This is a genomic window from Bradyrhizobium sp. AS23.2 (genome assembly GCF_001908185.1).
Taxonomy (GTDB): domain Bacteria; phylum Pseudomonadota; class Alphaproteobacteria; order Rhizobiales; family Xanthobacteraceae; genus Bradyrhizobium.
In genome coordinates, this window is sequence record NZ_LGHM01000088.1 from 65153 (window position 1) to 90718 (window position 25566).

At 63.7% G+C, this 25566-nt stretch carries 21 protein-coding genes and 3 pseudogenes; 14 read left to right on the forward strand and 10 right to left on the reverse strand.

Annotated elements, in window-relative coordinates:
• The first annotated feature begins 137 nt into the window (after positions 1–137).
• Both gltX and gltA read left to right on the forward strand, forming a co-directional pair.
• On the forward strand, positions 138–1562 hold the full coding sequence (gene gltX / locus AC630_RS19540) for a glutamate--tRNA ligase (RefSeq protein ID WP_074120105.1): 1425 nt from the start codon (positions 138–140) through the stop codon (positions 1560–1562).
• A 144-nt stretch (positions 1563–1706) separates the two neighbouring features.
• Positions 1707–3010, forward strand: a pseudogene (gene gltA, locus AC630_RS19545) (citrate synthase).
• Between the two features lie 101 nt (positions 3011–3111).
• Here the strand turns inward: gltA and AC630_RS19550 are convergent.
• Positions 3112–4683 (reverse strand): winged helix-turn-helix domain-containing tetratricopeptide repeat protein, encoded by a 1572-nt coding sequence (locus AC630_RS19550; RefSeq protein WP_074120106.1) that lies wholly within the window; start codon positions 4681–4683, stop codon positions 3112–3114.
• 224 nt (positions 4684–4907) lie between these two features.
• Here AC630_RS19550 and AC630_RS19555 point away from each other — a divergent pair.
• The 6 genes and pseudogenes from AC630_RS19555 to AC630_RS19580 all read left to right on the forward strand — a co-directional run bounded on the left by AC630_RS19555 (position 4908) and on the right by AC630_RS19580 (position 11092).
• A pseudogene (locus tag AC630_RS19555) lies at positions 4908–6087 on the forward strand (ROK family transcriptional regulator).
• Positions 6088–6145: 58 nt separating this feature from the next.
• Positions 6146–7432 carry an ABC transporter substrate-binding protein gene (locus tag AC630_RS19560; protein ID WP_074120107.1) on the forward strand — a complete coding sequence of 429 codons (1287 nt, stop codon included), beginning with the start codon at positions 6146–6148 and terminating at the stop codon, positions 7430–7432.
• Positions 7429–8358: a carbohydrate ABC transporter permease gene (locus AC630_RS19565; RefSeq protein ID WP_074120108.1), complete on the forward strand. Its 930-nt coding sequence runs from the start codon at positions 7429–7431 to the stop codon at positions 8356–8358. The genes AC630_RS19560 and AC630_RS19565 overlap by 4 nt, the downstream gene beginning before the upstream one ends.
• Entirely contained in the window at positions 8351–9208 is an 858-nt protein-coding gene (locus tag AC630_RS19570; RefSeq protein WP_074120109.1) for a carbohydrate ABC transporter permease, read from the forward strand. Before AC630_RS19565 ends, AC630_RS19570 begins: the two co-directional genes overlap by 8 nt.
• A gap of 10 nt (positions 9209–9218) precedes the next feature.
• Positions 9219–10328, forward strand: coding sequence for an ABC transporter ATP-binding protein (locus AC630_RS19575; protein ID WP_074120110.1), 1110 nt, complete (start codon positions 9219–9221; stop codon positions 10326–10328).
• A complete protein-coding gene (locus tag AC630_RS19580) occupies positions 10325–11092 on the forward strand; it encodes an SDR family NAD(P)-dependent oxidoreductase (protein WP_074120111.1) in 768 nt (255 codons plus the stop codon). The genes AC630_RS19575 and AC630_RS19580 overlap by 4 nt, the downstream gene beginning before the upstream one ends.
• Positions 11093–11151: 59 nt before the next feature.
• Here the strand turns inward: AC630_RS19580 and AC630_RS19585 are convergent, their stop codons facing one another.
• Genes AC630_RS19585 through AC630_RS19595 form a run of 3 tightly spaced genes read right to left on the reverse strand, consistent with a single transcriptional unit; the run spans position 11152 to position 14744 of the window.
• Entirely contained in the window at positions 11152–11625 is a 474-nt protein-coding gene (locus AC630_RS19585; RefSeq protein WP_074120112.1) for a GlcG/HbpS family heme-binding protein, read from the reverse strand.
• Between the two features lie 58 nt (positions 11626–11683).
• Positions 11684–13180, reverse strand: a complete 1497-nt coding sequence (locus AC630_RS19590) for an aldehyde dehydrogenase family protein (RefSeq protein WP_074120113.1) — start codon at positions 13178–13180, stop codon at positions 11684–11686.
• Between the two features lie 16 nt (positions 13181–13196).
• On the reverse strand, positions 13197–14744 hold the full coding sequence (locus AC630_RS19595) for a hypothetical protein (RefSeq protein ID WP_208867032.1): 1548 nt from the start codon (positions 14742–14744) through the stop codon (positions 13197–13199).
• Between the two features lie 278 nt (positions 14745–15022).
• Here AC630_RS19595 and AC630_RS19600 point away from each other — a divergent pair, with 278 nt between their 5' ends.
• The 5 genes from AC630_RS19600 (at position 15023) to AC630_RS19620 (ending at position 17824) form a co-directional block, all read left to right on the forward strand.
• Positions 15023–15793 carry an iron-containing redox enzyme family protein gene (locus AC630_RS19600; RefSeq protein ID WP_074120114.1) on the forward strand — a complete coding sequence of 257 codons (771 nt, stop codon included), beginning with the start codon at positions 15023–15025 and terminating at the stop codon, positions 15791–15793.
• A 10-nt stretch (positions 15794–15803) separates the two neighbouring features.
• Entirely contained in the window at positions 15804–16145 is a 342-nt protein-coding gene (locus tag AC630_RS19605; RefSeq protein WP_074120115.1) for a 2Fe-2S iron-sulfur cluster-binding protein, read from the forward strand.
• 58 nt (positions 16146–16203) lie between these two features.
• Positions 16204–16500, forward strand: coding sequence for a ferredoxin (locus tag AC630_RS19610; RefSeq protein WP_074120116.1), 297 nt, complete (start codon positions 16204–16206; stop codon positions 16498–16500).
• 38 nt (positions 16501–16538) lie between these two features.
• On the forward strand, positions 16539–16883 hold the full coding sequence (locus tag AC630_RS19615) for a 2Fe-2S iron-sulfur cluster-binding protein (RefSeq protein ID WP_074120133.1): 345 nt from the start codon (positions 16539–16541) through the stop codon (positions 16881–16883).
• A gap of 167 nt (positions 16884–17050) precedes the next feature.
• Positions 17051–17824, forward strand: coding sequence for a GntR family transcriptional regulator (locus AC630_RS19620; protein ID WP_074120117.1), 774 nt, complete (start codon positions 17051–17053; stop codon positions 17822–17824).
• Positions 17825–17885: 61 nt separating this feature from the next.
• Here the strand turns inward: AC630_RS19620 and lpxB are convergent, their stop codons facing one another.
• From lpxB to lpxA, 3 genes are read right to left on the reverse strand one after another with little or no spacing between them, the layout of a single operon-like run.
• Positions 17886–19064: a lipid-A-disaccharide synthase gene (gene lpxB / locus AC630_RS19625; RefSeq protein ID WP_143198164.1), complete on the reverse strand. Its 1179-nt coding sequence runs from the start codon at positions 19062–19064 to the stop codon at positions 17886–17888.
• Positions 19061–19918, reverse strand: coding sequence for an LpxI family protein (locus tag AC630_RS19630; protein ID WP_074120134.1), 858 nt, complete (start codon positions 19916–19918; stop codon positions 19061–19063). The genes lpxB and AC630_RS19630 overlap by 4 nt, the downstream gene beginning before the upstream one ends.
• 19 nt (positions 19919–19937) lie before the next feature.
• The gene (gene lpxA / locus AC630_RS19635) at positions 19938–20729 is read right to left on the reverse strand and encodes an acyl-ACP--UDP-N-acetylglucosamine O-acyltransferase (RefSeq protein ID WP_074120119.1); all 792 of its coding nucleotides are present in this window, start codon (positions 20727–20729) and stop codon (positions 19938–19940) included.
• 158 nt (positions 20730–20887) lie between these two features.
• Here lpxA and AC630_RS19640 point away from each other — a divergent pair, with 158 nt between their 5' ends.
• Positions 20888–21229 (forward strand): KTSC domain-containing protein, encoded by a 342-nt coding sequence (locus tag AC630_RS19640; RefSeq protein WP_074120120.1) that lies wholly within the window; start codon positions 20888–20890, stop codon positions 21227–21229.
• A 117-nt stretch (positions 21230–21346) separates the two neighbouring features.
• Here AC630_RS19640 and fabZ read toward each other — a convergent pair whose 3' ends face one another.
• The 3 genes and pseudogenes from fabZ to bamA all read right to left on the reverse strand — a co-directional run bounded on the left by fabZ (position 21347) and on the right by bamA (position 25554).
• Positions 21347–21808 (reverse strand): 3-hydroxyacyl-ACP dehydratase FabZ, encoded by a 462-nt coding sequence (fabZ, locus tag AC630_RS19645; protein ID WP_074120121.1) that lies wholly within the window; start codon positions 21806–21808, stop codon positions 21347–21349.
• Positions 21805–22872, reverse strand: a complete 1068-nt coding sequence (gene lpxD / locus AC630_RS19650) for a UDP-3-O-(3-hydroxymyristoyl)glucosamine N-acyltransferase (RefSeq protein ID WP_074120135.1) — start codon at positions 22870–22872, stop codon at positions 21805–21807. Before lpxD ends, fabZ begins: the two co-directional genes overlap by 4 nt.
• Before the next feature lie 125 nt (positions 22873–22997).
• Positions 22998–25554 (reverse strand): annotated as a pseudogene (gene bamA / locus AC630_RS19655) (outer membrane protein assembly factor BamA).
• Positions 25555–25566: the final 12 nt, after the last annotated feature.

The window sequence follows — 25566 nt, forward strand, 5'->3', positions numbered from 1 at the left end:
GAAATCAGCGGCTCTTCTGCCAAATTCGGGAGGCTGAGCCAAGACCTTAAGCAAGGCCTTTCCGTCCGCCGTCGGGCTTTAGTTATGTCCCGTTCCTGCTATACACCACCGCCTCCAATGCATAGGCCCTGCCAAGAATGACCGATTCCGTCGTCACGCGCTTCGCTCCCTCGCCAACCGGCTTCCTCCATATCGGGGGCGCCCGCACGGCGCTGTTCAATTGGCTCTATGCGAAGAAGCACGGCGGCAAAATGCTGCTCCGAATCGAGGACACCGACCGCGAGCGCTCCACCGAGGCCGCGATCGGCGCCATCCTCGACGGCCTGAAATGGCTGGAGCTTGGCTGGGATGGCGACGTCATCTACCAGTTCAGCCGCGCCGCCCGTCACCGCGAGGTCGCCGAGCAGCTGCTCGCCGACGGCAAGGCCTACCGCTGCTACGCCACGGCCGAGGAGCTCGCCGCGATGCGCGAGAAGGCGCGCGCGGAAGGGCGCACCCGCCTCTATGACGGCATGTGGCGCGACCGCGATCCCGCCACCGCCCCCTCCGACGTCAAGCCGACCATTCGGCTGCGCGCGCCGCAGACCGGCGAGACCGTGATCGAGGACCAGGTCCAGGGCCGCGTGGTCTGGCAGAACGAGAACCTCGACGACCTCGTGCTCCTGCGCGGCGATGGCAATCCGACCTACATGCTCGCAGTGGTGGTCGACGACCACGACATGGGCGTCACGCATGTCATCCGTGGCGACGACCATTTGATCAATGCCGCGCGCCAGAAGCAGATCTACGATGCGATGGGCTGGGCGCTGCCGAGCATGTCCCACATCCCGCTGATCCACGGCCCGGACGGCTCGAAACTGTCGAAGCGCCATGGCGCGCTCGGCGTCGACGCCTACCGCGCCATGGGATATCTCCCCGCTGCGCTCCGCAATTACCTCGTCCGCCTCGGCTGGAGCCACGGCGACCAGGAGGTCTTCTCGACCGAGGAGATGATCGCGGCGTTCGACCTCTCGGGCGTCGGCCGCGCCGCCGCCCGCTTCGATTTCGCCAAGCTGGAAAACCTCAACGGTCACTACATCCGTCACGCCGACGATCAATCACTCGTGAAGATGTTCGAGGACGTGCTCGACCACGTGCCCGGCCGCGACCAGCTTAAGGCCAAGTTAAACGACACCACGCGGGCGCAGCTTCTCAAGGCCATGCCAGCCCTCAAGGAGCGCGCCAAGACGCTGATCGAGCTCATCGACGGCGCCTATTTCATCTTCGCCGACCGCCCGCTGGAGCTGGATCCCAAGGCGCAAGCGCTGCTGACCGGCGAAAACCGCAAGCTGATCGGCCAGCTGCATTCCGCGCTGGAGAAAGTCGAGACCTGGAGTGCGGCTAATACGGAGGCCGCGCTGCGTGCCTTCGCCGAGGAAAACAGTCTCAAGCTCGGCGCGGTCGCCCAGCCGTTGCGGGCGGCGCTGACCGGGCGAACGACATCGCCTGGTATCTTTGAGGTTTTGGACGTCCTGGGACGCCAGGAAAGCCTGGACCGGCTTAAGGATCAGTCTACGACGTAAGTAGGTCATGCGCGCGGTGATCTTGCAGCGCACATAGCAATAATATACCCATCTCCCAGTACATTCTGGAACATCCGGCCTGCCCCATGATCTCCCTAGGGGCCTCCGGCTCCGGCCCGCTTCACCACACATCGGGGACCTACGATGGACGCAAAACAAAGCAATAAGACCGCCACGCTGACGGTCGGAAACAAGAACTACGATCTCCCGATCTACAGCGGCAGCGTCGGGCCTGAAGTCGTCGATATCGGCAAGCTCTACGGCCAGTCCGGCCTGTTCACCTACGATCCCGGCTTCACCTCGACCGCGAGCTGCCAGTCCAAGATCACCTATATCGACGGCGACGCGGGCGTGCTGGAATACCGCGGTTACCCTATCGAGCAGCTCGCCGAGAACGGCGACTTCCTCGAGACCTGCTACCTGCTGCTTTACGGGAACCTGCCGACTGCCGCGCAGAAGAAGGATTTCGACGACCGCGTGATCCATCACACGATGGTGCACGAGCAGATGGCCCGCTTCTTCCAGGCTTCCGCCGCGACGCTCATCCGATGGCGATCATGGTGGCCGCTGTCGGCGCGCTCGCCGCGTTCTATCACGACTCCACCGACATCAACGATCCGAAGCAGCGCATGATCGCTTCCATGCGCATGATCGCGAAGATCCCGACGCTGGCGGCGATGGCCTACAAGTACACGGTGGGCCAGCCCTTCGTGTATCCGAAGAACTCGCTGAAGTTCGCCGAGAACTTCCTGAACATGTGCTTCGCCGTTCCGTGCGAGGACTACAAGATCAACCCGGTGCTTGCTGATGCGCTGGACAAGATCTTCATCCTGCACGCCGACCACGAGCAGAACGCCTCGACCTCGACGGTGCGTATCGCCGGATCCTCCGGCGCCAACCCGTTCGCCTGCATTGCCGCCGGCATCGCCTGCCTCTGGGGCCCGGCGCATGGCGGCGCCAACGAAGCCGCGCTCGCGATGCTCGCCGAGATCGGCACGGTGGACAAGATCCCCGAATTCATCGCCAAGGTGAAAGACAAGAACAGCGAAGTCCGCCTGATGGGCTTCGGCCATCGCGTCTACAAGAATTACGATCCGCGCGCCAAGATCATGCAGAAGATGTGTCACGCCGTGCTCAAGGAGACCGGCCATGGCAACGATCCGATGCTGAAGGTGGCGCTCGAGCTCGAGAAGATCGCGCTGAGCGACCAGTACTTCATCGACCGCAAGCTCTACCCGAACGTCGACTTCTATTCGGGTATCACGCTGAAGGCGATGGGCTTCCCGGTCTCGATGTTCACCGTGCTGTTCGCGGTCGCCCGCACCGTCGGCTGGATCAGCCAGTGGAGCGAGATGATCGAGGATCCGCAGCAGAAGATCGGCCGTCCGCGCCAGCTCTACACCGGCGTCACCCGCCGCGATTACGTGGCGATGAAGGATCGCAAGTAAGATCGGACTTTACGGTCCTAAGGAACGGCGCCATCACGCGATGGCGCCGTTTTCGTTTGAGGCGACTAAGGATTCAGTCTCGCCACCGGCACCGATCGAGATCACTCGGGAATGCCCGCGAGCCGCATCGCCTCGATGTAAAGAGCCAGATCCTCGTGCCGTCGCAACGGTATGAGATCGCCTACGCCCGAGAGCCTAAAGGTTGGATCAAGGCTGAGGATTCGGCGAGCGACAGGTTCGGCCTGAGCGCGCTTGCCTTGCATGGCCAGGGAAGCAGCAAACATCCGCAGCGCAGGCAAATGGCCATTTGTAAGCTGCACTGCCTCGCTCGCGATCCGCTCCGCTATCTCGAACCGGCCCAGGAAGAAATTTGCGGCGCTCATCATCGAGATCATGATCCGCCGACTGGGATCGCGCGGACTGAGCCGCATGGCCCGACTCTGATGCTCGATCGCGAGCTCGTGGGCCCCCATGTAGAGTCTCAGCCAACCGCTGACGCTCCACGCGAATGCGGAATTCGGATTGAGCTCGACCGCTTGGTCGATCAGTGACGCCGCCGCATCTAGCTCACCGGCCAGGTAGCCGAACACCAACGCAGCCGCTGCAAGCGCGACCTCGTCATCACTTCCGAAGGTGACGGCAAGCCGGGCCAACCTCATCGCCTCGGCCGTTTCCTGCTGAGGATCGACCATCCAGTGGGGATGCTTCTTTGCATTGATGCAGAGAGCGGCGCGCGCATAGGCGCCACCATAACGAGGATCGAGCTCGATCGCCTTGTAGGCGAGCCGCAGCGCTTCCTCGTTTGCCTCGCGATCGCCATGCCGCCACACGGCGTTGGCCCGCAGGACGTAATCATAGGCGTCGAGCTTGTCCGTCGGCTTTCGTTGCGCGAGAACGCCTTGCTCGGATTGGAGCCGCATATCCACGGTCACGGCGATGCGTTCGGTGACCCGATCCTGAAGATCAAATACATCATCAAGCTCGCCGTCGAACTGGTCCGCCCACAAATGGACGTTGGTCGCCGCTTCGATCAACTGCCCCGTAATGCGCACGCGGCGGCCAGCCTTGCGCACGCTGCCTTCGACCACATAACGTACACCCAGTTCGCGGCCCACCTGCTTGATGTCGACCACCCTGCCCTTATAGGTGAAGCTCGAATTGCGGGCTATTACGAACAACGACCTGAACCGCGACAATGCCGTGATGATGTTCTCCGACATCCCGTCCGCGAAATAATCCTGTTCCCGGTCACCTGACATGTTTTGGAACGGCAGCACCGCAATCGAGGGTTTATCGGGAGGTGTCAGGACGTATTCGGGCGGTTGGCCGGGACCACTGCCAGCGGCTTCATCGGCGGCATCCCGGACTTCCTGCACGTGTCCGACGAAGCGGAATCCCTTCCGCGGGAACGTCTTGATCAGGCGCTGCGCCTCCCCGGAATCTCCGATTGCAGTCCGGGCGACGTTCAGGCGCGTCGTGAGCGCTGCATCCGACACGCTCCGCCCCTTCCAGATCGTGTTGATGAGGTCGTCCTTGCTGACCACGCGCTCCCTGTTCCGGATCAAATGATCGAGAAGGTCGAACACCTGCGGCGCGACGGAGACAATCTCTGCCCCGCGACGCAGTTCGCGCCGTTCGATGTCGAACACATAGTCCTGGAAGAGATAGCGCAAGGCACCAATCCCTTGGACAATCACCGGACTCAATCATTCGCGCGCAGAATTCCGCGCAAGCATACTCTACCCACAGATCAATCAGCGGGAAGCGTCGAACGAGGCCACGCACTCATTATTTGCTGCCGCGCACAACAACAAGTCCCCCTCCGCGGCCGGCGAACGCTTGACAGTCGAAACGCTCCGCGCGCAAATTCTTACATTAAGTAAGAATGACGACAGGGATGGAAATGCCGGAGCAGCCGAGAAGTCGGCGGCAGACGCGCGCTGCCATTTTGACTCATCTGCTTCAGTCGGGCGGTTCGTTTCGGCCGCCCCTGGCCAAGTCCGTGCGCCTGTCCGAGGCGAGCCTGTCGCGCATCCTGTTCGACCTGAAGGCCGAAGGCCTGATCGAGGAAGTGCGGCAGCCAGCGCCTTATGTTGGTGGTCCGACGGGACTCGTGTCGCTCGATGGCTCAGTGGCGCTCGCGGGCCTGGAGCTGACGGGTCAATGGCTCAGCGTCGGCGTCGGCGGCCTGACCGGCGAGCTGCATTACACCGAGCGTGTGCCGCTGCCGGCAAAACCGACCGTCGAGTCCGTCGGCCGGGTGTTTCGCGAAGCGCTGACATTGCTGCGCGACTGGACGCGGCGGCGCCGCGTCAGGCTTGCGCAAATCGGCGTTTCCGTTCCGGGCCTCGGCCGCTTGAGCGAGTTTGGCAATCCGATCATTCCCTGTGACATCAGCCGCGTTCGAGCTCTGCTCGGCGACATGTTTGCCGACGTAACGGTCGAGTTCACCAATTCGGTGGTGGCGCATGCCACGTTCCATCGTTGCCGTACGGAAAACTATCCGTTCAGCGGCGCGCACCTGTTCGTCTTCGTCGGCCAGGGCGTTGCCGGGGCCTGGATGGACGATCCCATCGAGGACGACGCCTTCCAGCCGGTGGAGCTCGGCCACATGGTGTTCGGAGCCGACGGACCGCGCTGCCGCTGCGGTCATCACGGTTGCGTCGAAGCCTTTACGTCGTTGCCGGCGCTGGCCGAGCTGCTCGGCGTGCTGGAGCCGGAGCTGCTCCAGCGTGGAAGCGATTGGGGGGGCTGCGATCCCGATATCCTCGCGCGTGCGGCAGGAACTGCGGCATCGCCTGTATCGCCTTGGCCTCGCGATCGGCAACACGCTGAACGTAAAGCCCTGTCACGGCGTCGCCATCTCCGGCTGGCCGTCGCTCCTTGCGGAGAATGATCGGAAGGCGCTGGTCGACGGTGTCGATGCCAGCCTGCTCGGCGGCCGTAAGCATGCGCAAGTGTCGCTCGCTTTCGTACCGCCGTCGAATGGCAATGATCCGCGGGCCGCGCTGGCATTCGCGGCTTTCTGCCTCGCTTGCCGCGGCGGCATGCCGGCCGCATCGACGGAGGCTGCCTGAGATAGCTTGATGCTGCGCGGCTCTCGCGCAAGAGAGTTCACACCGGGAGGAACTTGCCATGCCGACCACGACAACAAGGCGCCGTCTGCTCGCTGGATCTGCGGCCGCCCTCGCGCTGCCGGCATTTGCCCGCGCGCAAGGCGCAGTCAAGCCGCGCCTGACCGTCATCTCGCAATGGTCCGCAGGCAGCGATGGCGCGGCCATCACGGCGCTCGGCAAGAAATTCGAGGAGAAAGGCGGGGTTTGGCAGCACTCCCCCGTCCCCGGGTTCACGACCGAAATGATGAACAAGCTACGTGCTCAGATCATCGCCGGAGATCCGCCCGCCTGTTCGCAACTCAAGGGCCCGGAGATTGCGGCCTGGTCGAAGATTGCCCCGACCGTCAATCTCGATGCCGTTGTCGCGGCCGCTGCTTACGAAAAGGTTGTCGCGCCAGACCTTGCACGATTGCATAAGCCGGGGGGCAAGTGGATTGCACTGCCATTGCAGATCTACAGCACCAACATGCTGTTTCTCTCCAAGCGCGCAATGGACAAAGCCAAGGCCGACAAGATCCCCGTTACCTGGGCCGACTTCAACGAGCTTGCCGAGAAGATGAAAGCGGGCGGAATCATCTACCCCATCGCCAATGGCGGCACCCGCCCCGACGACGGGCAAAAGTTCGAGGCCTCTCTCGCCGGCATCAGTCCGACTTCATACCGCGCAGCCATCATGAATCTCGACAAGAAGGCCCTGGAGGGCCCCGAGATAAAGGCTGCCTTCGCACAGGTGCGCAAGATCGCCGACTGGATGGACCCCAACATCGGCGCCCAACCCTATGCCACCAACCTGAAGCGCTTCGTCGACGGCGACATGGGCATGATGATCATGGGCGGCTGGGCGCAGGGCGTATTGCGCAACGCCGGCTTCAAGTTCGACGATTTCATCATCGCCCCGGGCCCCAGCGACAATACCAAGCCGGTGTTCCTGTTGAATGCCGATGCCTTCATATTCTGGCAGCGCAAGGAGCCCGACCTGCAGGCCGGTCAGACGCTGATGGCCCAGCTCGTCATGGATCCGGCGATCCAGACAATGTATTCGCAGATCACGGGATCGATACCCGTGCGCACCGATGTCGATCTTTCCGGTGAAGGCTGGTCGGATGGTCAACGGCGGACTGCTGCAGCTCTGAAAGACGCCATCGCCAACAATCAGGCCGTCCTGAGCCTCGCGCACAACATGGCGCAGGAGAACGGCCTGACCGCAGCGATGATCGACGTGATCACAGAGTACGTGAAGAACAAGACGATCACGCCGGAGCAGGCGGTCACCCGCCTCGCCGAGGCCGTCGAGGGCGCGCGTTGACCGACGTCGTCTCCACAGCAACGCGGCCGGGGCGGCCGACGATTTCCGGCGTGGCGCGCCGGCTGCCCGAATATCTGTTGATCTGGGTGCCGCTGCTATTGTCCGCCGCGCATCTGATTTCATTTTCGCTGTGGACGATCTGGATTTCGTTCACGCCATCCACTCTGGTTCCGGTCTCGGGTTGGGTGGGTTTGCGCAACTACACCGCGGTCCTGGCGACGCGGAACTGGCAGATTGCCTTCAACAATTTGCTGCTGTTTGGCAGCGCTTTCGTGCTGCTCAGTTTGATCACCGGCCTCATTCTTGCGATCCTGCTCGATCAGCGCATTCGCGGCGAGAACGTGCTGCGATCCATCTTCCTGTACCCACTGGCGGTGTCGTTCGTCGTCACCGGCACGGTCTGGAGCTGGTTGCTCAATCCTGGCATCGGGATCGAGAAGCTCGTCCATGACCTCGGCTGGACCTCCTTCCACTTCGACTGGCTGGTCAACCGCGACATGGCAATCTGGACGATTGTCATCGCGGTGATCTGGCAATCCTCGGGCTTCGCCATGGCGCTCTTCCTCGCCGGCCTTCGGTCGGTCGACGCCGACCTTATCAAGGCCGCGCAGATCGACGGCGCCGGACCGATCCGAATGTACCGGCGCGTCATTCTGCCGACACTTTGGCCGATCACCATAGCCGTCGTCGTGATCCAGCTGCAGTTCGCCATTTCGACCTTCGACCTCGTCCGCGCACTGACCAACGGCGGGCCCGGAATCGCGACCCAGCTGCCGGCCCTTGTCGTCTACGACCTTATGTTCCAGCGCGGCCTGCTCGGCCGCGGTGCAGCGGCGGCGGTGCTCATGCTGCTCATCCTTCTCGCGGTGCTGCTGCCATATGCGGCGTGGCGATATTTCCAGCGACGGCGGGCCCCTCATGCGTGACCGCACCTTCGCGCCGAGCCGAATTCTGATCTATCTCATCGTGTCATTATTCGCGGCAGCCTGGCTCGCGCCACTGGCTGTCGTCGTGCTGAACTCGCTCCGTACCAACGAGGAGATCGCGCAGGCCTCGATGATCGGCTGGCCGAAACACTGGGCCTGGAGCAACTACGCCGCTGCCTGGAGCGGTTTCTGCGTCGCCGAGACCTGCTCCGGCATCCGGCCGTACATGCTCAACTCCGCGCTCGTGACGATTCCCGCGACGATTATCTCCACCATGCTCGGCGCGATTGCCGGTTACGCCGTGTCGCTCTGGCGTTTTCGCGGCGATAGCTGGATCTACGGAATCGTGACCCTTGGCCTCTTCCTTCCCCAGCAGATGCGCCTGCTTCCCTGGACCATCGTGCTGCGGGACATCGGTCTCATCAACACGCTGACGGGTCTGGTGCTAATTCACACGATCCAGGGGCTCTCCTTCACCACGCTGTTTTGTCGAAACTACTATGTCGCCATCCCACATGAATTGATCAGGGCCGCGCGCATCGATGGCGCCGGGTTCTTTCGTATCTTCTGGCGCATCATTCTGCCGCTCTCGTCTCCAATCCTGATCGTCACCGTGATCTGGCAGTTCACGCATATCTGGAACGAGTTCCTCTATGGCGTGACATTCACGACCGGCCAACAGCAGCCCGTCACTGCCGCTCTCATCGCGCTATCTGCAGCAATCGCAGATATCCCGCAGCACGGCGTGCAGAGCGCTGCGGTGATCATCGCGGCGCTGCCGACTTTGTTGATCTATCTCTTCGGCGGCAGGTACTTCGTGCGCGGCCTTACCGCCGGCGCGGTGAAATGATGGGATTGTCATGGCAGCATTAAGCATTCGCGCCCTGTCGAAGCGCTACGCCAATCTGGAGGTGCTGAAAGGCATCGACCTCGACATCGAGAGCGGCGAATTCACCGTGCTGGTCGGACCGTCCGGCTGCGGCAAGTCCACGCTGCTCAACATCGTCGCCGGACTCGATCGCGCGAGCGACGGCACAATCGAGATCGGTGGACGCGTCGTCAATGACGTGCCGCCCAAGGACCGCGACATCGCCATGGTGTTCCAGTCCTATGCGCTCTATCCGTCGATGACGGTGCGCCAGAATATCACCTTCGGCATGGAATGCCGCCACGTGCCGAAGGCGGAGCAGGAAAAGGCGCTGGCGAATGTGGCCAAGCTGCTCCAGATCGAGCCCCTGCTCGGCCGCAAACCGTCGCAGCTCTCGGGCGGCCAGCGCCAGCGCGTGGCGATGGGCCGTGCCCTGGTGCGCGATCCCCTGCTCTTCCTGTTCGACGAGCCGCTCTCCAATTTGGATGCCAAGCTGCGCGTCGAGATGCGGATGGAGATCAAGCGCCTGCACCAGCGCATCGGCGCCACCATCGTCTACGTTACCCACGACCAGATCGAGGCGATGACGATGGCCACCCGCATCGCCGTGATGCATCGCGGCGTGGTGCAGCAGTTTGCCGATCCGGACACGGTGTACCGCTATCCGGCCAATCTGTTCGTCGCCCGCTTCATGGGTTCGCCGCCGATGAATACGATGCCGGCGCGGCTCGAGGCCGATAGCGGCGGCCCGCTGGTCGTGATCGGCGCGGGGCGGCCGGACGAGGTTCGCCTGCGCCTGACCGGATATGACGCGGCAGCATCCTTTATCGGCCGCGAGATCGTGTTCGGGATCAGGCCGGAATGTATCGCAGAGGGAAGCCGCGTCTTTTCCGGTGATGCGCCCATTGTCGTCAACGCGCCGGTGGAGATGGTCGAGCCCACCGGTGCCGAGACCATTGTCCTGCTGCGGCTCGGCGGCGAGCCTGCGCTGGCGCGCATCACGCCGGACATCCGCCCCACACCTGGCACCCCAGCCCTCTTCGCGCTCGACACGCGCCGCATTTGCCTGTTCGACCCCGAGACGGAGCGACTGATCGCATGACCCAGACGAGCTATGCCGGTCTCGCCGACCGCGTGGTGCTGATCACCGGTGGCGCCAGCGGCATCGGCGCCGCCTTCGTACGGGCTTTCGCTGCCCAGGGCGCCCGCGTCGCCTTCCTCGACATCGACGAAGCGGCCGGCGAGGCCCTGGTCGCGGAGGTGGCAGCCACGTCCCGCACAGCGCCAATGTTCGTGCCGTGCGACCTCCTGGACATCGGCGCCTTGCACGCCGCAATGGCAATGGTTCGCAAATCGCTCGGCCACGCCGCGGTCCTCGTCAACAACGCCGCCAACGATCAGCGCCAGGTGCTCGCCGAGGTGACGTCGGCCGAGTTCGACTGGATGATCGGTGTCAACCTCAAGCACGTCTTCTTTGCGGCCCAAGCGGTGGTGCCGCAGATGCGGGCGCGCGGAGGCGGGTCGATCATCAACATGTCGTCGGTGGCATGGATGCGCGGCGCGCCGGCGCTGCCGGTCTACGCCGCGGCGAAAGCGGCAATCGTCGGCTTCACCAACTCGCTGGCCCGGCTGGGCGGACCCGACCGCATCCGTGTCAACGCGATTGCGCCCGGGATGGTGATCACCGAGCGACAGCGCCGGCTGTGGTATCCGAACGAACAGACCATCGCCGAGCTGCGCACACGCCAGGTCATTCCCGATGCCGTCACACCCGACGACATCGCGAATATGGCGTTGTTTCTGGCGTCCGACGAAAGCCAACGGATCACGCGCCAGTGCTTTCAGGTCGACGGGGGCCTCGGCTAGCTAACTCGCCGTCGTGATCGTGTCGGGCGGGGTGACGGCACCCCCGTTCGCATCGACGCTCATTTTTTGATGTCGGCGGCGACGAGCACCCGGTGGTTGGTCAGCAGCTCCTGCAAGGCATGTAGCGCCGCCACGCCGCAATGCGTGTCCTGCTCACCATTGCCGCCGCTGAGCCCCACGCCGCCGACCACCTCATCGTCGACCACGATCGGGAAGCCGCCGACGAACACCGCGAACCTGCCCTCAAAACTCCACTGAATTCCGAACGCCTCGTTGCCGGGAAGCGCCGGTCCGTTCGGCATCTGGTTGAACAGATGCGTTGAGCGCTTGTGGCCGGCGGCCGTGAAGGCCTTATTCCAGGCGATCTGCGGTCCGGTGACGCGCGCGCCGTCCATCCGTTCGAGGACGAGCGGATAGCCGCCGTCGTCCACGATGCAGACCGTCTCGGGCACGCCTATTTCGGCGGCCTTTTTCAGCGCTGCGGCCGCCATGTGCCTGGCTTCCGATAGTTCGAGCTTGATCGATTTCTTCATCTCTTACCTTTTCCGTCGGCCGTGACGCCGCGCGCGCGGCATCGCGTGGAATTGTTCTTCAGCATCCGCGGTACACGGTCTTGATCTGCGTGTAGAATTCCAGTGCGGCGCGACCGGACTCGCGGAACGTTGACGTGCTCGACCGCTTCACGCCTCCGAACGGCGCATTGATCAGATTGCCGGTCGTGGTGCGGTTGATCTTGACGGTTCCCGACTGAATGTCATTGGCGAAATCGTGCATGATGCGCGGGTTGCGCGTCACGATCGCGGCCGACAATCCGTATTCGGTGTCGTTGGCCCTGGCGATGGCGTCCGCGTAGGACTCGACCTCGATGATCGCGATGACGGGGCCGAAGATTTCCTCGCGGGCGATCGTCATCTGCTGTGTGACGTCGGTGAAGATCGCCGGTGCAACGTAGTAGCCGCCGTCATAGCCGGCGCCGGAGAGCCGCTCACCGCCGTAGAGGTGCGTCGCCTCCTGCTTTCCGATCTCGATATAGCGCAACACCGTCTCGAGCTGCTTGGCAGTGGCGAGCGGCCCGAGATCCATTCCGGCGACGAGGCCGTTACCGATCTTCAAGGCCCTGACCCGGACAACCAGCCGCTCCGTGAACTCGGCGCGCACCTGCTTCATCACCAGGACTCGGCTGGTGCCGGTGCAAGCCTGGCCTGCAAGCGACAGGCCGCCCTTCACAGTCAGATCGACCGCCCTATCGAGATCGGCATCGTCCATCACGATCAGCGGATTCTTGCCACCCAACTCCATCTGCGTGCGCGTCGTGAAGCTGACCGCCCGGCAAATCTGTTCGCCGGCCGCTGTCGATCCGGTAAACGAAATGGCGCGGATCTCGGGCGCTTCGGTGATGGCGGGACCGACCTCGCCGGCCCTTCCGGTGATGAAGTTCAGGACGCCCTTGGGCAGGCCCGCCGCCACCAACGCCTCGGCGAGACGGTAGCCGCTCAGCGGCGCATCCGACGACGGCTTGAAGACCACCGTATTGCCGGCAACGAGGGCGGGCGCGATCTTGCGTGCCGGGATCGAGACTGGAAAATTCCAGGGCGTGATGACCGACACGACGCCGAGCGGCTCGCGCAGCGTGTAGACCGTCATGTCGGGATCGTCGTTGGGAAAGACTTCGCCCACCAGCGACTGGCCTTCGACGGCATAGAATCGCAACGTCTGTGCCGAGCGCAGGACCTCGTCCTTGGCGAGGTTGAGCGCCTTGCCCATTTCGCGGGTCATCTCCCGCGCCATCTGGTCTGCATGGGCCTCGAGACGATCCGCGGCGCGATTGAGAATGGCTGCGCGAGCCGAGATTGGCGTTTTCTTCCAGCGCTGAAACGCGGCCTCGGCCGCGTTGACCGCGAGCTTCGCCTCGGCCGCCGTCGAGGCCTGGAAGCGACCGACAATGTCGGACGTGTCGGCCGGATTGGTGTTGTCGAACGGCTTCGCAACGCCGCGCAACTGCTCGCCATTGACGAGATTCGGGAATTCCTCGACTTGCACGCCGTATTCCTCGGAACCGCGGGCACTCATCGTCGCAGCGTCGCTCATGATGACCGAACCTTCTTCAATGCCAGATAAGGACCGCGCAGATCGTCGAGGTCACCAGCCCCGCCAGCACCGGCACCATCACCGTCTGCACGATCTGGAATACCGGCACGCGCGCGAACCCGGCCACCGCGATCAGGGACGACCACGCCACCAGGGTGCCGCCCCCTGTCCACACCGCGCCCATCTGGCCGATGGCCGCGAGCGTCGCGGGATCGAGCCCGACGGTCGGTGCCAGCGCGCCCGACAGCGACCCGGTAAGCGGCAGGCCGGCAAAACCCGACCCGTCGATCCCGGTGATCATACCGGCGATCAGAACGCCGAACGCGACGAAGACCTGGTTACTCGGAATCCAGTGCTGCGCAGCCTGGACCAGTTCGAACAGGAGATTGGGCGCCTGAGCCGCGGGGACGCCGAGGATCGGGGCGGACAATCCCTGCTCGGCGCCGAGGAAAAAGAAACCGGCGATCGGCAGCACCGATCCCATGGCCCTGAACGCGAAGACGAAGCCCTCGGTGACATGGTCGGCGCTGGCATCGAGGAATTTGCGCAAGTCGTCGGTGACGAACGAGGCGCAGATCATCAGCACGGCGGCGACGCCGCCAACCAGCGCCGCAGCGTCGCCGCCCTTGAGGTCATGGCCGATGCCGAGCTTCGAGAGCACCATCACGACAATGACGCCGAGGAAGGCGAGCGGCGTCACCACCGCGAAGATCTTCGACCATTTTTCGCGAGGGCCGGGAATCGCGGCAAGCGCCTTGTCGATCTGCGCTTGGCTCGCGAGCGGCTTCTGGTCGCCGGCGGTGCCACGGGCGATCTCGGCCTTGTCGAAGGTGCCCTCCTCCGCAACGCGCGCGAGTTCGCCGTTGCTCGACTGCGCCTGCCAGCGCTCGAGCAGCTTGTCATCCGGCTTGGTGATGAGCTTGCGGACGGCGAAGTAGCCCAGCACGAGCGCGACGCTGCCGGTGATCAGCGACAGCACCAGCGCCCGGTCCGCGACCGTGGCGGCGCTGACCGCAACACCCGCGGCCTTGGCGCTGATGCCCGGAGCGACGCCGATGACGTAGTCCGACGACAGCGCCATGCCCTGGCCTGCGATCGCGATCGCCAGCGCTCCACCGAGCGGCGGCAGTCCCGCCGCGATCGCCGCCGGCAGCAGCACCGCCGAGACCAGCGGCACCGCCGGTGTCGGCCAGAAGAAGAGTGAGATGACGTAGGTGATGCCGGCCAGAACGAAATAGGCCGTATGCCCGTCCTTCATCACAGCGCGGAACGGCTCCACCATGCGGATGTCGGAGCGCAACACCTTCAGCGCGTTGAGCAGCGCGGTCATCAGCGCGATCACCAGGAAGATGTTGAACAGCTCCTTTGCCGCCGTGAAACTTGCATTGAAGATGCTTGCGAGCGCGGCAATCGGACTGTGCGTCCACGCCAGCGCGACCAGGAACGTCGCAAGGACCGACGGCACGACCACGTTGGCGCGCCAGATCATTGTCAGGACGATGAGAGCCACACCAAACAGGTAGACCCAGTGCGCGGCGACGATCGGAACATGCGGCATTGTCATGCGATGCGCTCCCCAAAGCGACGCCATTTTGTATACTGTATTCTAAAAACGCAACAGCTAACTGCGACTGCCTTGCAGAGGCGTTTGAAGATCGGAGCCGCAGACGAATTATCATATTGATATTACTATGTAAAATACAGGATGACGCACCAGAAAGCGGCTTTCCCACAATCCCACAAGTTGACGGTCGGCTAAAATTGTATACTGTATACTGATATTGAAGGCCCGACGGCCGCGACGAACCCGGCCCACCCTTTCGGCGACAGAGGAGCGCGACGATGCAAAAGCTGATGAACCATGTGGAATTCCGCACGGCCCTCGAGAATGCAATCAAGGGCAAGAGCGCCAACAAGGCTCCCTTCAGCATCGCCTGGGCGAGCGGCAAGTTGAGCCGCGCGCATCTCGCGAGCTGGGCAGAGAACCACTACCATTATGTCGGCCCGTTCGCCGATTATCTCGGCTACATCTATGCGCGGATGCCGGAGCAGTATCAGGAAGCCAAGGACTTCCTGCTTGCCAACATGTACGAGGAGGAGATCGGTGGCGACCGCCATACCGACCTGCTGATCCGCTTCGCCGAGGCCTGCGGGACGACTGCGGAACGCGTCAAGGATCCCGACAACATGACCGCGACGACGCGCGGGCTGCAAAGCTGGTGCTATGCGGTCGCGATGCGCGAGGACCCGATCGTGGCAGTGGCGGGTCTCGTGGTCGGCCTGGAATCGCAGGTGCCGTCAATCTACCGCAAGCAGACACCGACCTTGCGCGAGAAGTACAAGTTCACCGACGAGGAAGTCGAGTTCTTCGACCTTCACATCGTGTCGGACGAGATCCACGGCGAGCGCGGCTACCAGATCGTGCTCGAACACGCCAACACGGTCGAGCTGCAGCAGCGCTGCCTGAAGATCTGCGAAATCGGCGCGCAGATGCGGCTGCTCTATACGACCGCCCTGTACCACGACTATGTCGCCAAGGACATTCCGCTGTCCGAACTCGACATGACCGAGAACAAGGTCCCCGCCGACGAGCGCACCTTGCTGCAAGCCTGAGCCACGCCGCATGCCCAACGTCGTCTTTCACAGGAACGGCCAGACCTTTCACGGCGAGATCAAGGAAAACACCAATCTCGTCGTGAGGGCGGGCATCCGACAGTTTCCATATCCGAACTTCCTCTACGGTTGCGGCATGGGCAAATGCGGGAAGTGCGCGGCCCTGATCATCAAGGGAGCTGAGCACCTGCCCGAGCCGAACTGGAAGGAAAAGAAGCGGCTCGGTGCGAGAATCGAGGCCGGGTATCGGCTGGCCTGTCAGCTCTGGCTCACCCACGACGTGGAGCTGTCGCAGGAGGCAACGCCACTCGCTGACGTGGTCGCACCCGACAAGGGTCGGCTGACCCCTTGAGTGCACAGGTCCGCACCGGCCTTGCAGCAATTCTCGCCAAACACGGGAGACGTGAGCCATGTATGTGATCCTGACCAGCAAGGACGGACTGTTCCGGACCGAGATTGTCGACGGGCTGCGGCCTCTCGCCTCCTACGACTATCTGTTCTACGGCACCAAGAAGGCAACTTTCGTGATCGCGGAATTGCTCAAGGAAACCAAGATCAAGGTGATCGACGAAGCCTGGTCGCCGCCTATCGTGAATCAGGTGCCCTCCAAATTCCTCGAAAAATTCGCAACGCCCGAGCTGGCCTATCGCGAGCTCGAGCACCTCACCACGTTCGGCCACATGGACACAAAGCTGCGCAAGTCGTGACGTCCGAAAGCACAAATCCGCCCGTCGCGAAGACCGACATGCTCGAAGTCACATTCGTGACCAATAACGGGAAGTCCGTCACGGCGCCCGTCGGCAGCAATCTGTTGCGGATCTCCTTGCGTGAACAGGGCGGCATCCCCTTCAAATGCGGCGGAGGAATTTGCGGGACGTGCAAATGCCTCATCGAGAAGGGACTGGAGAACACCGACGCGATCAAGCCGAAGGAACGCAAGCACCTCACCGAGGAGCAATTCGCCGCCGGCTACCGGATGGCGTGCCAGACGTTTCTCACCGGCGACGTCAGCGTGTCTTGGACGCCGAGACCGGCCGCCGCAGGGGCCCGCCCGGTCTCGACGAGCTCTGCGTCCGATTCGCTCGATTGACAGGGTGGGCGATACCGGCACACCCGGCGACAACGGCTTGCCGCTGCGCAGTGGGCAGTCTAAGTACGTTGGTGCCGTCCCTGCCGGGAATTCCGTTCGGTCGGTGGCGGATCGGATCTCGCCGCGCGGTTTGGAAATCAAACCGGGGCGGCTGAGCAGGTCATCTCATGGCTAACAGGCTGGGAAACTCGAAACGACGTCTGGGCGACGACTACCTCTCCCTCCACGACAGGGTCATCGAGGAGCTGCGTCAGGCCATCTTGAGCCGACGGCTCAAGCCCGGAGAGCGACTGGTCGAAGGGCGCCTCGCCGAGGAGCTCGGCGTCTCCCGCAATCCGGTGCGAGAAGCGATCCGCGTGCTCACGACCGAGGGCCTGGTCGAGGTGACGGCACGGCGCGGCGCATCGGTCCTTGCCATGACCGACGAGGAGGCGCGCGAGACGATCGAGGTTCGCGCGCTATTGGAGGGACAGAACGCACGGCTGGCCGCGCGCCGTCGCGATCAGGATATTCTGGGGCGGATCGCAGCAGTCCTGAACAAGGGCACCGACGCCGTCACCGCGAGGCGCTTCGACCTGCTGTCCGGCCTCAACCAGCAGTTCCACCACGAGCTCGCTGCGGCCGGTCGCAATCGCGTCCTCGCCGATCTGCTCAAACGGCTGCGCGAGAGAACCGCGATGTTGTTCGCACCCACCGATCCGGAGCGCCAGGCGCGGACCTGGGACGAGCATGCCGGCATCCTGCGCGCCATCATTGCAGGCGACGAGCGCGCAGCCGCCACGCTTGCCGCAGAGCACGTGATGCGGGCCGGCGCCGATTTTCTGTCGACCCTCCATATTCCCGAGGAAGACCCGTCGCTGGACGCAATGCCCGCGCGACCGAGCGCGGCGGCCGGAAAGCCGCGGCCCCGCCGCGCCGCCGGCGGACGCGCGAAGAAGTAACCCGGCAAAAAATCGGGACTAGACCCATTTCCGTTCCGATTCCATCGGAACGGAAATGGCTCTAGCGTCTGCCCTTGTGCATCGTCGCCAGCACGATGTCGGCGGCGAGCACACTCGGCGACTTGTTGCCGGTCGACATGATCGTGTCGAGCTGCGCGAACGCTTCGACCTGTTGCTGACGCAGCGACGTCTCGGTCAACACTTCCCACAGCGCCTGTGCGAGCTTCTCCGGCGTGCAATCCTCCTGAAGGAACTCCGGAATTACATCCTGGCCGATGACGAGATTGGCGAGGATCACCGAGGAGACGCGGATCGCGCGGCGCAGGATGAAAGCCTCCATGGCGCCGACGCGATAGGCCGTCACCATCGGGATGCCCGACAATGCAAGCTCGAGCGTCACCGTGCCGGATTTCGCCAGCGCGGCGTGCGCGATGCGGAAGGCGGCGCGCTTCTCGTTTTCGCCGATCACGATCTGCGGCTTGACCGGCCAGCTCGCGATGCCTTCGCGCACGGTGGCTTCGAGATGCGGCATGGTCGGCAGCATCAGTTCGAACGCGCGCCCCTCCGCCTGCAGCCGGCCGAGGGCCGCGCCAAACACCTCGATATGATGCCGGATTTCGCTCCGGCGGCTGCCGGGCAGCACCAGCAGGACCGGCGGCTCGCCGTCACGGCGCGTCCGCTCCTCCGTGTCCGGCCGCAGCGACGGCAATTGCTCGACCAGGGGATGGCCGACATAGCTGCATGGCGGCCCGCCCAGCTTGCGGTATTCCTCCGGCTCGAACGGCAACAGGCCGAGCACATGATCGACATAGCCCAGCATCGTCCGCGCCCGGCCCGGCCGCCAGGCCCAGAGCTGCGGCGACACGTAATCGACGATCGGGATCGCCGGATTGCGCGCCCGCACGCGGCGTGCGACGCGATGGGTGAAGTCGGGGCTGTCGATGATGACAAGCGCGTCGGGCGCGGCCTCGGTGACCGCATCCACCGTCTTGCGGATCAGCCGCAGGATCTTTGGCAGTTGCTGCACGACCGCAGCGAAGCCGACGATCGACAGCTCCTCGATCGGAAACAGCGAGTCGAGCCCCTCGCGCGCCATGGTGCGGCCACCGACACCCTCGAACTGCACGCCGTCACCGAGACGCTGGCGCAGCACCTTCATCAAGGCGCTGCCGAGCCGGTCGCCGGATTCCTCCGTCGCGATCAGGAAGATCTTCCGCTTGGGATCACGACCCTGCATCACGCCGGCAGACCGATGACGAAGAGATATTTTGCGTCGGCCAGCGCGATCATCGCCTGCGGCTCGGCGGCGATGGTGTTGCCCGCGATGACCGCGATGCCGGCAAGGCCGGCCTTCGCGACGCCCTCGATGGTGCGCGGGCCGATCGTCGGCAGGTCGAAGCGCAGGTCCTGCCCGCTCTTCGGCACCTTCACCAGCACGCCACGCCCGGTCGCGGCGCGGATGCGGCCCTCCTCGCGCAGGCGCGCCACGCGCGCGAGCAGTGCGTCGGTGCCCTCGATGTCCTCGACCGCCACCACATGGCCGTCGATCACGACCGCAGCCTGGCCGATGTCGAACGGACCGAGCGCGGTCAGCACCGCACGTCCCCGCTCGATGTCCGTCTTGCTGTTGTCGTTCGGCCAGGCGCGGCTGATGCAGCCCTCGGGCATCAGGAGATCGGGGGCGACATCCTTGATGCCGACCATGCGAAAGCCGTCCTGCTCGAGGATGCGCCCGACGCCGGACAGCAGATGATCGTCGCCGCCGCGGAAGGCGCGGATGACGTTGCCGAGCAGCCGAAGCGTCTTGAAGTCGAACCGGATCTCGGACAGCGAGGGCCGCACCAGGGTGCCGATGAAGATCAGGTCGCGGCAGCCCTCCTCGCGGAACAGGCGCATCGCACGGCCGAGCTGGCCGACAGAGATCCAGCGATGGCGGAATTTCTCCACCCGCGCCGGATCGCAGGCGCCCCGCAAGGGAAACAGCACCGGCGTGATGCCGCGTGCGGCGAGCGAGTCGGCGACCGCGAACGGCATGGCGCCGCCGCCTGCGACCACGCCGACCGGCGATGAAATTTCCGTCGCCGCCGATGTCATCTCCGCGGCCATACCAGGTTCACTTTTCGATGGCGGGAAGACAGAGCGGACGCTTGCCCTTGCCGATGAAGTCGAGGATTTCAGCGATGGCGGGGTCTTCACCGGCGAGCGGCCGTGCCGCCTCGAGCCGCTCGGCGAAAGTGCCGGAGCCGTAGAAGAGCTTCTGGTAGAACGAACGCACCGTCGCGAGCCGCTGCTTGGTGAACTTGCGCCGCTTCATGCCGATCAGATTGAGGCCTTCCAGCACCGCGTACTGGCCGTTGACGAGCCCATACGGGATGACGTCGTCGCGCACGCCGCAAACGCCGCCGACCATCACATACGGGCCGATGCGCGTGAACTGATGCACCGCGGACAGACCGCCGATATAGACGAAATCGCCGATCTCGCAGTGACCGCCGAGCGTCGCCGAGGTCGCGAAGATCACGTTGTCGCCGACCACGCAGTCATGGCCGACATGGCTATTGTTCATGAAGTAGCCGCCGTTGCCGACGCGCGTCAGCCCGCCGCCCTTGATGGTGCCGACATTCATCGTCGCGCCTTCGCGGATGGTGCAGCCGGAGCCGATCTCGAGCCGGGTCGGCTCGCCCTTGTAGCTCAGATCCTGCGGCGCGCCGCCGAGCACTGCGAAGGGAGAGATGACGCAGCCGTCGCCCACCGAGGTATGACCGATGACGGTGACCTGCCCGATCAGCTTGCAGTTCGCGCCGATCACGGCATTCGGACCGATGATGCAATAGGGCCCAATCTCGGTGCCGTCGCCGATCACGGCGCCGTCCTCGACACGTGCGGTGGGATCAATCTTACTCATCAAGAAGGTCTGATTATCTGTTGAAGTCACTAGGTTTTCCGCTGGTTAGCGCGACTATGCCCGATCTGTCCAGTGACGTATGATCTCGGCGTGTTTCATGCGCCGGATGAGCCGACCGTCCCAGCGCGTCAACGCGTTCATGTGGAGCTGAAGTCATCGTGGTCAGGGCCCTGGCAATCCTGCTCGCACAGTTGGTCGCAGCACCGATCGTGTCCGAGACGGTCGAGATCGGCGAACGCCACGTCGACCTCGGCACGTTCGAATGCCGCGACATCACCCGCAGCACGGTGCTTCAGCGCGTCTGCTACGACCGGGCGCAGCGGGACCTCATCGTCGGGATCAGTGGCGCGTATGACCGCTATTGCAGCGTCCCCGCCGCGACGATCGGGCGCCTCCTGGACGCCCCGTCCATGGGACAGTTCTTCAACCAGAATATCAGGCGTGAGGCGACCGGCGAGCGCTTCGGCTGCCGGGCGCGCGAGCCTCTCTCTTCGAGCTAAAGCGCGATGAGATTTGGTTGAATCGACGCGAGCCCCGAACTCGGATCACCTCACCCGCAGGGAGAGGTGAAAGCCGGGCAGCCGATCGAACCTAATTTCATCGCGCTTTAGCCCCGTTCAGTCCGTCAGCATCGCGCCGACGTCGGCTTCCGCGACGACCTGGCCGTTGACCTTGGCGTCGCCGTGAAACCACCACATCGTCTTGCGGCGGCCGAGCGAGCGCATGTGATACTCGATGGTATCCCCGGGCAGCACGGGCTTGCGGAACTTGCACTTGTCGATGGTGAGGAAATAGACCGCCCGCGGCTTCTCGGTGCCCTCGACCGAGGTGATGCCGATGACGCCTGCGGTCTGTGCCATCGCTTCGATCATCATCACGCCGGGATAGACCGGGCGCTCCGGGAAATGCCCCTGGAAGGCCGGCTCGTTGAAGGTGACGTTCTTGATGCCGATGCCGCTGTAATCGGCGCGGATGTTGATCACGCGGTCGATCAGCAGCATCGGAAAACGGTGCGGCAGAGTCCGGAGGATCGCATTGATATCCACCAGCTCGAACTTAACAGGTGATTCCTCCGTCATTCCCGTCCCTCGTCCTTCGGATCGGCCTTGCTGTCGCGTACCAGGCGCTCCACCGCGATGATTTCCTTGAACCACTGTTTGGTAGGCTTGGCAAAAAAACCGCCCCAGCGTCCGTTCGGGGGGATGTCGTCCTTGACGCCGCTCATCGCGGTGACCTGGGCCCCGTCGCCGATCTTGAGGTGATTGTTGATGCCAACCTTTGCCCCCAGCGCCACGTTGTCGCCGATCGTCAGGCTGCCGGCGAGCCCGATCTGGGCAGCCAGCAGGCAATTCCGGCCGATCGTCACATTGTGGCCGATCTGGACCTGGTTGTCGATTTTAGTGCCCTCTCCGATCACGGTGTCGCGCAAGGACCCGCGATCGATGGTGGTGCCGGCGCCGACTTCCACATTGTTCTGGATCAGCACCCGGCCGGTCTGGGGCACTTTCACATGGCCCTCGGGGCCGAAGAAGATGAAGCCATAGCCGTCCTGGCCGATCGAGCAGCCGGGATGGATCAGCACGTTGTTGCCGATCAGCGCGCACTGGATAGCCGTGCGGGCGCCGACATTGCAGTCCCGGCCGATCTTCACGCCCGGGCCGATGACCACCCCGGCACCGATCACGGTGCCGCTGCCGATCTCGACCTCCGGGCCGATGACAGCCAGGGGGTCGACGACGACGTCGTCCTCGAGCCGCGCCGAGGGGTCGATGATGGCCGACGGTGCGATGCCGTCATTGCGGACCCAGGACTGAGGGCGCAGCGCATCGCTGTGCCATTCCCGGGCGATCCCGACGAAGGCGCGGAAGGGCTGAGCCACCCGCAGCACGGCCACATGCGCAGGCACCTGGGCCTCGAAGCGCGGACTCACGAGGCAAGCTCCGGCCTTGGTCGCCTTGAGCTCGTCGGCGTATTTGAGGTTGTCGAAGAACGCCAGATGCATCGGGCCCGCTTCGTCGAGCGAAGCCAAGCCCGTGATGACGTGGCCGCCCCTCGTGGGGTCGACCAGTTGCGCCTTGGTCAGCGTGGCAATGTCAGCCAGCGCTGCGGCAGGCGGCTTTTTGAAGAAGGTCGGCTGCGCCATTCCACCCCGTCGCGGTCCGGCTTCGGCATGAAGCGGCTTGGCCGCATCATGCCTCATCTCTTGGATTGGCACGATCCCTTTCGGAAACCGGCTCCGCTGATCCGGATCGTGCCGTGCTGGTCGAATTAGAACGAGGTACCGCCTCCGAACCGGAACTCCTGCACGCGGTCGTACTTGCCCTTGGTGAGCGGCACGGCGTAGTCGAAGCGCAGCGGTCCGAATGGTGACTGCCAGATCAAACCGACACCAATCGACGAACGGACGGTATTGCCGTTGTCATACACCAAGCCGGTACAGGTGCCAGGCGTGGCCGGGTTGATCGTCGACGGCGTACAGTTCGAATTCCTGGTCGTGGTTATTTCGTTGGTCGCCAACCACGTGGTCGGTCCCTGATAGTCGAAGAGACCGCCGGCGTCAGCGTAGACCGCGCCCTTCAGACCCACTTCCTTCGGCAGGAACCAGAACGGCATCTGCAATTCGAACGAAGCGCCCCAATATTTGGTGCCGCCAAGCGCGTCCTGCGTGCCAAAGGGATTCAAATCGCGCGGGCCGATACCATTCGGGGCAAAGCCGCGGACAAGGTTCGGACCCATCTGGAACTGATCGAGCATGCGCAGTTCCTTGTTGCCGACCTTGTTCAGCATGCCGCCCTGGAGGTGGACGAGGCCGACGATGTCAGACACCAGCGGAGCGTAGTACTTCGCGTCGATGACGGACTTCAGGTAGGACACGTCGCCGCCGACGCCGGCGAAATCCTGACGGAAGTCGACGAGCAAGCCGTCGGTGGGGTTCTTGTTGTTGTCCAGCGTGTTGTAGGACAGCGAGTAGCCGAGCGCCGAGGTCAGCGTCTTGCCGCTCGCAAGCTCCTTGCGCACCGGCAGCGAGGCTTCACCGTCGCTGTAGCAGCCGAGGCCGTTGGTTGACGCGGCAAGGGGGATACCGGTTGCGTTGGAGAAGGCCGGGCTCGGGTTGAAGAGCGGATTCGGCGAGCCGTCCGGAAGGAACTGCACGTTGTTACAGTTCGCCAGGTAGAACGGCAGCGTGATTTCCTGCTGGTAGATCGAGTAGCGCAGCTGGAGCGCCAGATCTTCACGCAGGCTGAAGCCGAGGCGCGGCGAGAAGCCGAGCGTCTTGGTGCCGTAGGAGATGAAGCTGTTGGCGAGCTGCTGGCGCTGATAGAGGTCAAGGCCGAGCGCAACACGATAGTCGAGCAGATACGGCTCGACGAACGACAGCGAGTAGCCGCGCGCGTACTGGCCATAGGTCACCGACGCCTTGGCGAACAGGCCGCGGCCGAGCAGGTTGCGTTCGGAGACCGAGACTTCCGCCAGCGCACCGTCGGTCGTGGAGTAACCGCCCGAGACCGAGAAGTCGCCGGTCGATTTCTCTTCCATATCGACGATCAGGATCACGCGGTCGCTCGACGAGCCCGGCTCCGTCGTGATCTTCACGGTCTTGAAGTAGTCGAGGTTCTTCAGGCGCCGCTCGGCACGATCGACGAGCGCGCGGTTGTAGGCGTCACCCTCGGAGATGTCGAACTCGCGACGGATCACGTAGTCGCGCGTACGGGTGTTGCCGCGGAGGTTGATGCGTTCGATATAGGTGCGCGGCCCCTCGTCCACGTTGAACACGACGGACACGGTGTGCGCCTCGAAGTTGCGGTCGCCGCCGGGACGGACCACCGCGAAGGCATAGCCGCGGCGCGAGGCCTCGATCTGCATCTCCTCGACCGATTTCTCGACCGCTTCGACGTTGTAGAGCGAGCCGACATTGACGCGCGAATAGGAGCGCAGCGAGCTGGGATCGAAGTTGGGAATGCTGGAGCGGAAATCGACCGTGCCGACCCGGTATTGGGAGCCTTCCTCGATCTTGAAGGTGACGTTGAAGCCCTTCTTCTCCGGATCGTATTCGGTGAGCGCGGCGACGACCTGGACGTCGGCGAAGCCGTTCTTGAGATAGAAGCGGCGGATCAGGTCGCGGTCGGCCTCGACGCGATCCGGATCATAGATGTCGCCGCTGGCGAGGAAGCTCAGCAGGTTCGATTCGTGCGTCTTGATGACGTCCCGCAGGCGGTAGGCCGAGAACGCGTTGTTTCCGATGAACTCGATCGACTTGACGGCGGTCTTGGCGCCCTCCTCGATCGTGAAAATGAGATCGACGCGGTTGTTCGGCTGCTCGATGATCTCCGGCGTGACGCGGACGTCGTAACGGCCGGACCGGCGATAGATTTCGGCGATTCGCAGCGTGTCCGACTGCACCATGGCACGGGAGAAGGTGCCGCGTGCCTTGGACTGGACTTCAGAGGTGAGCTGCTCGTCCTTGATCTTCTTGTTGCCCTCGAAGGCGATGCGACCGATCACCGGGTTTTCCACCACGGAGACGATGATCTGGCCGCCGGGACCGCGGTTGATTCGCACGTCCTGGAACAGGCCGGTCTCGATCAGCGCCTTCAGACCGTCATCGATCGCACCTTGATCGAGACGACCGCCCGGACCTGGCTTGAAATAGGAGCGGATCGTCTCCACCTCGACACGCCGGTTCCCTTCGACGGAAATCGACTGAACGGTCTGAGCGAGCGCAGACGAAGACACCAAAACAGCCCCGATCGGGGCAACCACCGGCGCGCCGAACATGATCAGGGTTGCGAGCAAGCCCCCCCCGGAGTCGCAGTCCAAACTTCATGCGCAACGCGCC

Excerpts from the sequence above, each read along its gene's own strand:
- AC630_RS19615 (WP_074120133.1), top strand. The coding sequence starts at position 16,539 with ATGCTCGAAGTCACATTCGTGACCAATAACGGGAAGTCCGTCACGGCG.
- AC630_RS19585 (WP_074120112.1), bottom strand. The coding sequence starts at position 11,625 with ATGAAGAAATCGATCAAGCTCGAACTATCGGAAGCCAGGCACATGGCG.
- fabZ (WP_074120121.1), bottom strand. The coding sequence starts at position 21,808 with ATGACGGAGGAATCACCTGTTAAGTTCGAGCTGGTGGATATCAATGCG.
- AC630_RS19630 (WP_074120134.1), bottom strand. The coding sequence starts at position 19,918 with ATGACATCGGCGGCGACGGAAATTTCATCGCCGGTCGGCGTGGTCGCA.
- AC630_RS19595 (WP_208867032.1), bottom strand. The coding sequence starts at position 14,744 with ATGACAATGCCGCATGTTCCGATCGTCGCCGCGCACTGGGTCTACCTG.
- AC630_RS19590 (WP_074120113.1), bottom strand. The coding sequence starts at position 13,180 with ATGAGCGACGCTGCGACGATGAGTGCCCGCGGTTCCGAGGAATACGGC.
- AC630_RS19610 (WP_074120116.1), top strand. The coding sequence starts at position 16,204 with ATGTATGTGATCCTGACCAGCAAGGACGGACTGTTCCGGACCGAGATT.
- AC630_RS19570 (WP_074120109.1), top strand. The coding sequence starts at position 8,351 with ATGCGTGACCGCACCTTCGCGCCGAGCCGAATTCTGATCTATCTCATC.
- AC630_RS19580 (WP_074120111.1), top strand. The coding sequence starts at position 10,325 with ATGACCCAGACGAGCTATGCCGGTCTCGCCGACCGCGTGGTGCTGATC.
- AC630_RS19600 (WP_074120114.1), top strand. The coding sequence starts at position 15,023 with ATGCAAAAGCTGATGAACCATGTGGAATTCCGCACGGCCCTCGAGAAT.
- AC630_RS19620 (WP_074120117.1), top strand. The coding sequence starts at position 17,051 with ATGGCTAACAGGCTGGGAAACTCGAAACGACGTCTGGGCGACGACTAC.
- lpxA (WP_074120119.1), bottom strand. The coding sequence starts at position 20,729 with ATGAGTAAGATTGATCCCACCGCACGTGTCGAGGACGGCGCCGTGATC.
- lpxD (WP_074120135.1), bottom strand. The coding sequence starts at position 22,872 with ATGGCGCAGCCGACCTTCTTCAAAAAGCCGCCTGCCGCAGCGCTGGCT.
- AC630_RS19575 (WP_074120110.1), top strand. The coding sequence starts at position 9,219 with ATGGCAGCATTAAGCATTCGCGCCCTGTCGAAGCGCTACGCCAATCTG.
- gltX (WP_074120105.1), top strand. The coding sequence starts at position 138 with ATGACCGATTCCGTCGTCACGCGCTTCGCTCCCTCGCCAACCGGCTTC.
- AC630_RS19605 (WP_074120115.1), top strand. The coding sequence starts at position 15,804 with ATGCCCAACGTCGTCTTTCACAGGAACGGCCAGACCTTTCACGGCGAG.
- AC630_RS19560 (WP_074120107.1), top strand. The coding sequence starts at position 6,146 with ATGCCGACCACGACAACAAGGCGCCGTCTGCTCGCTGGATCTGCGGCC.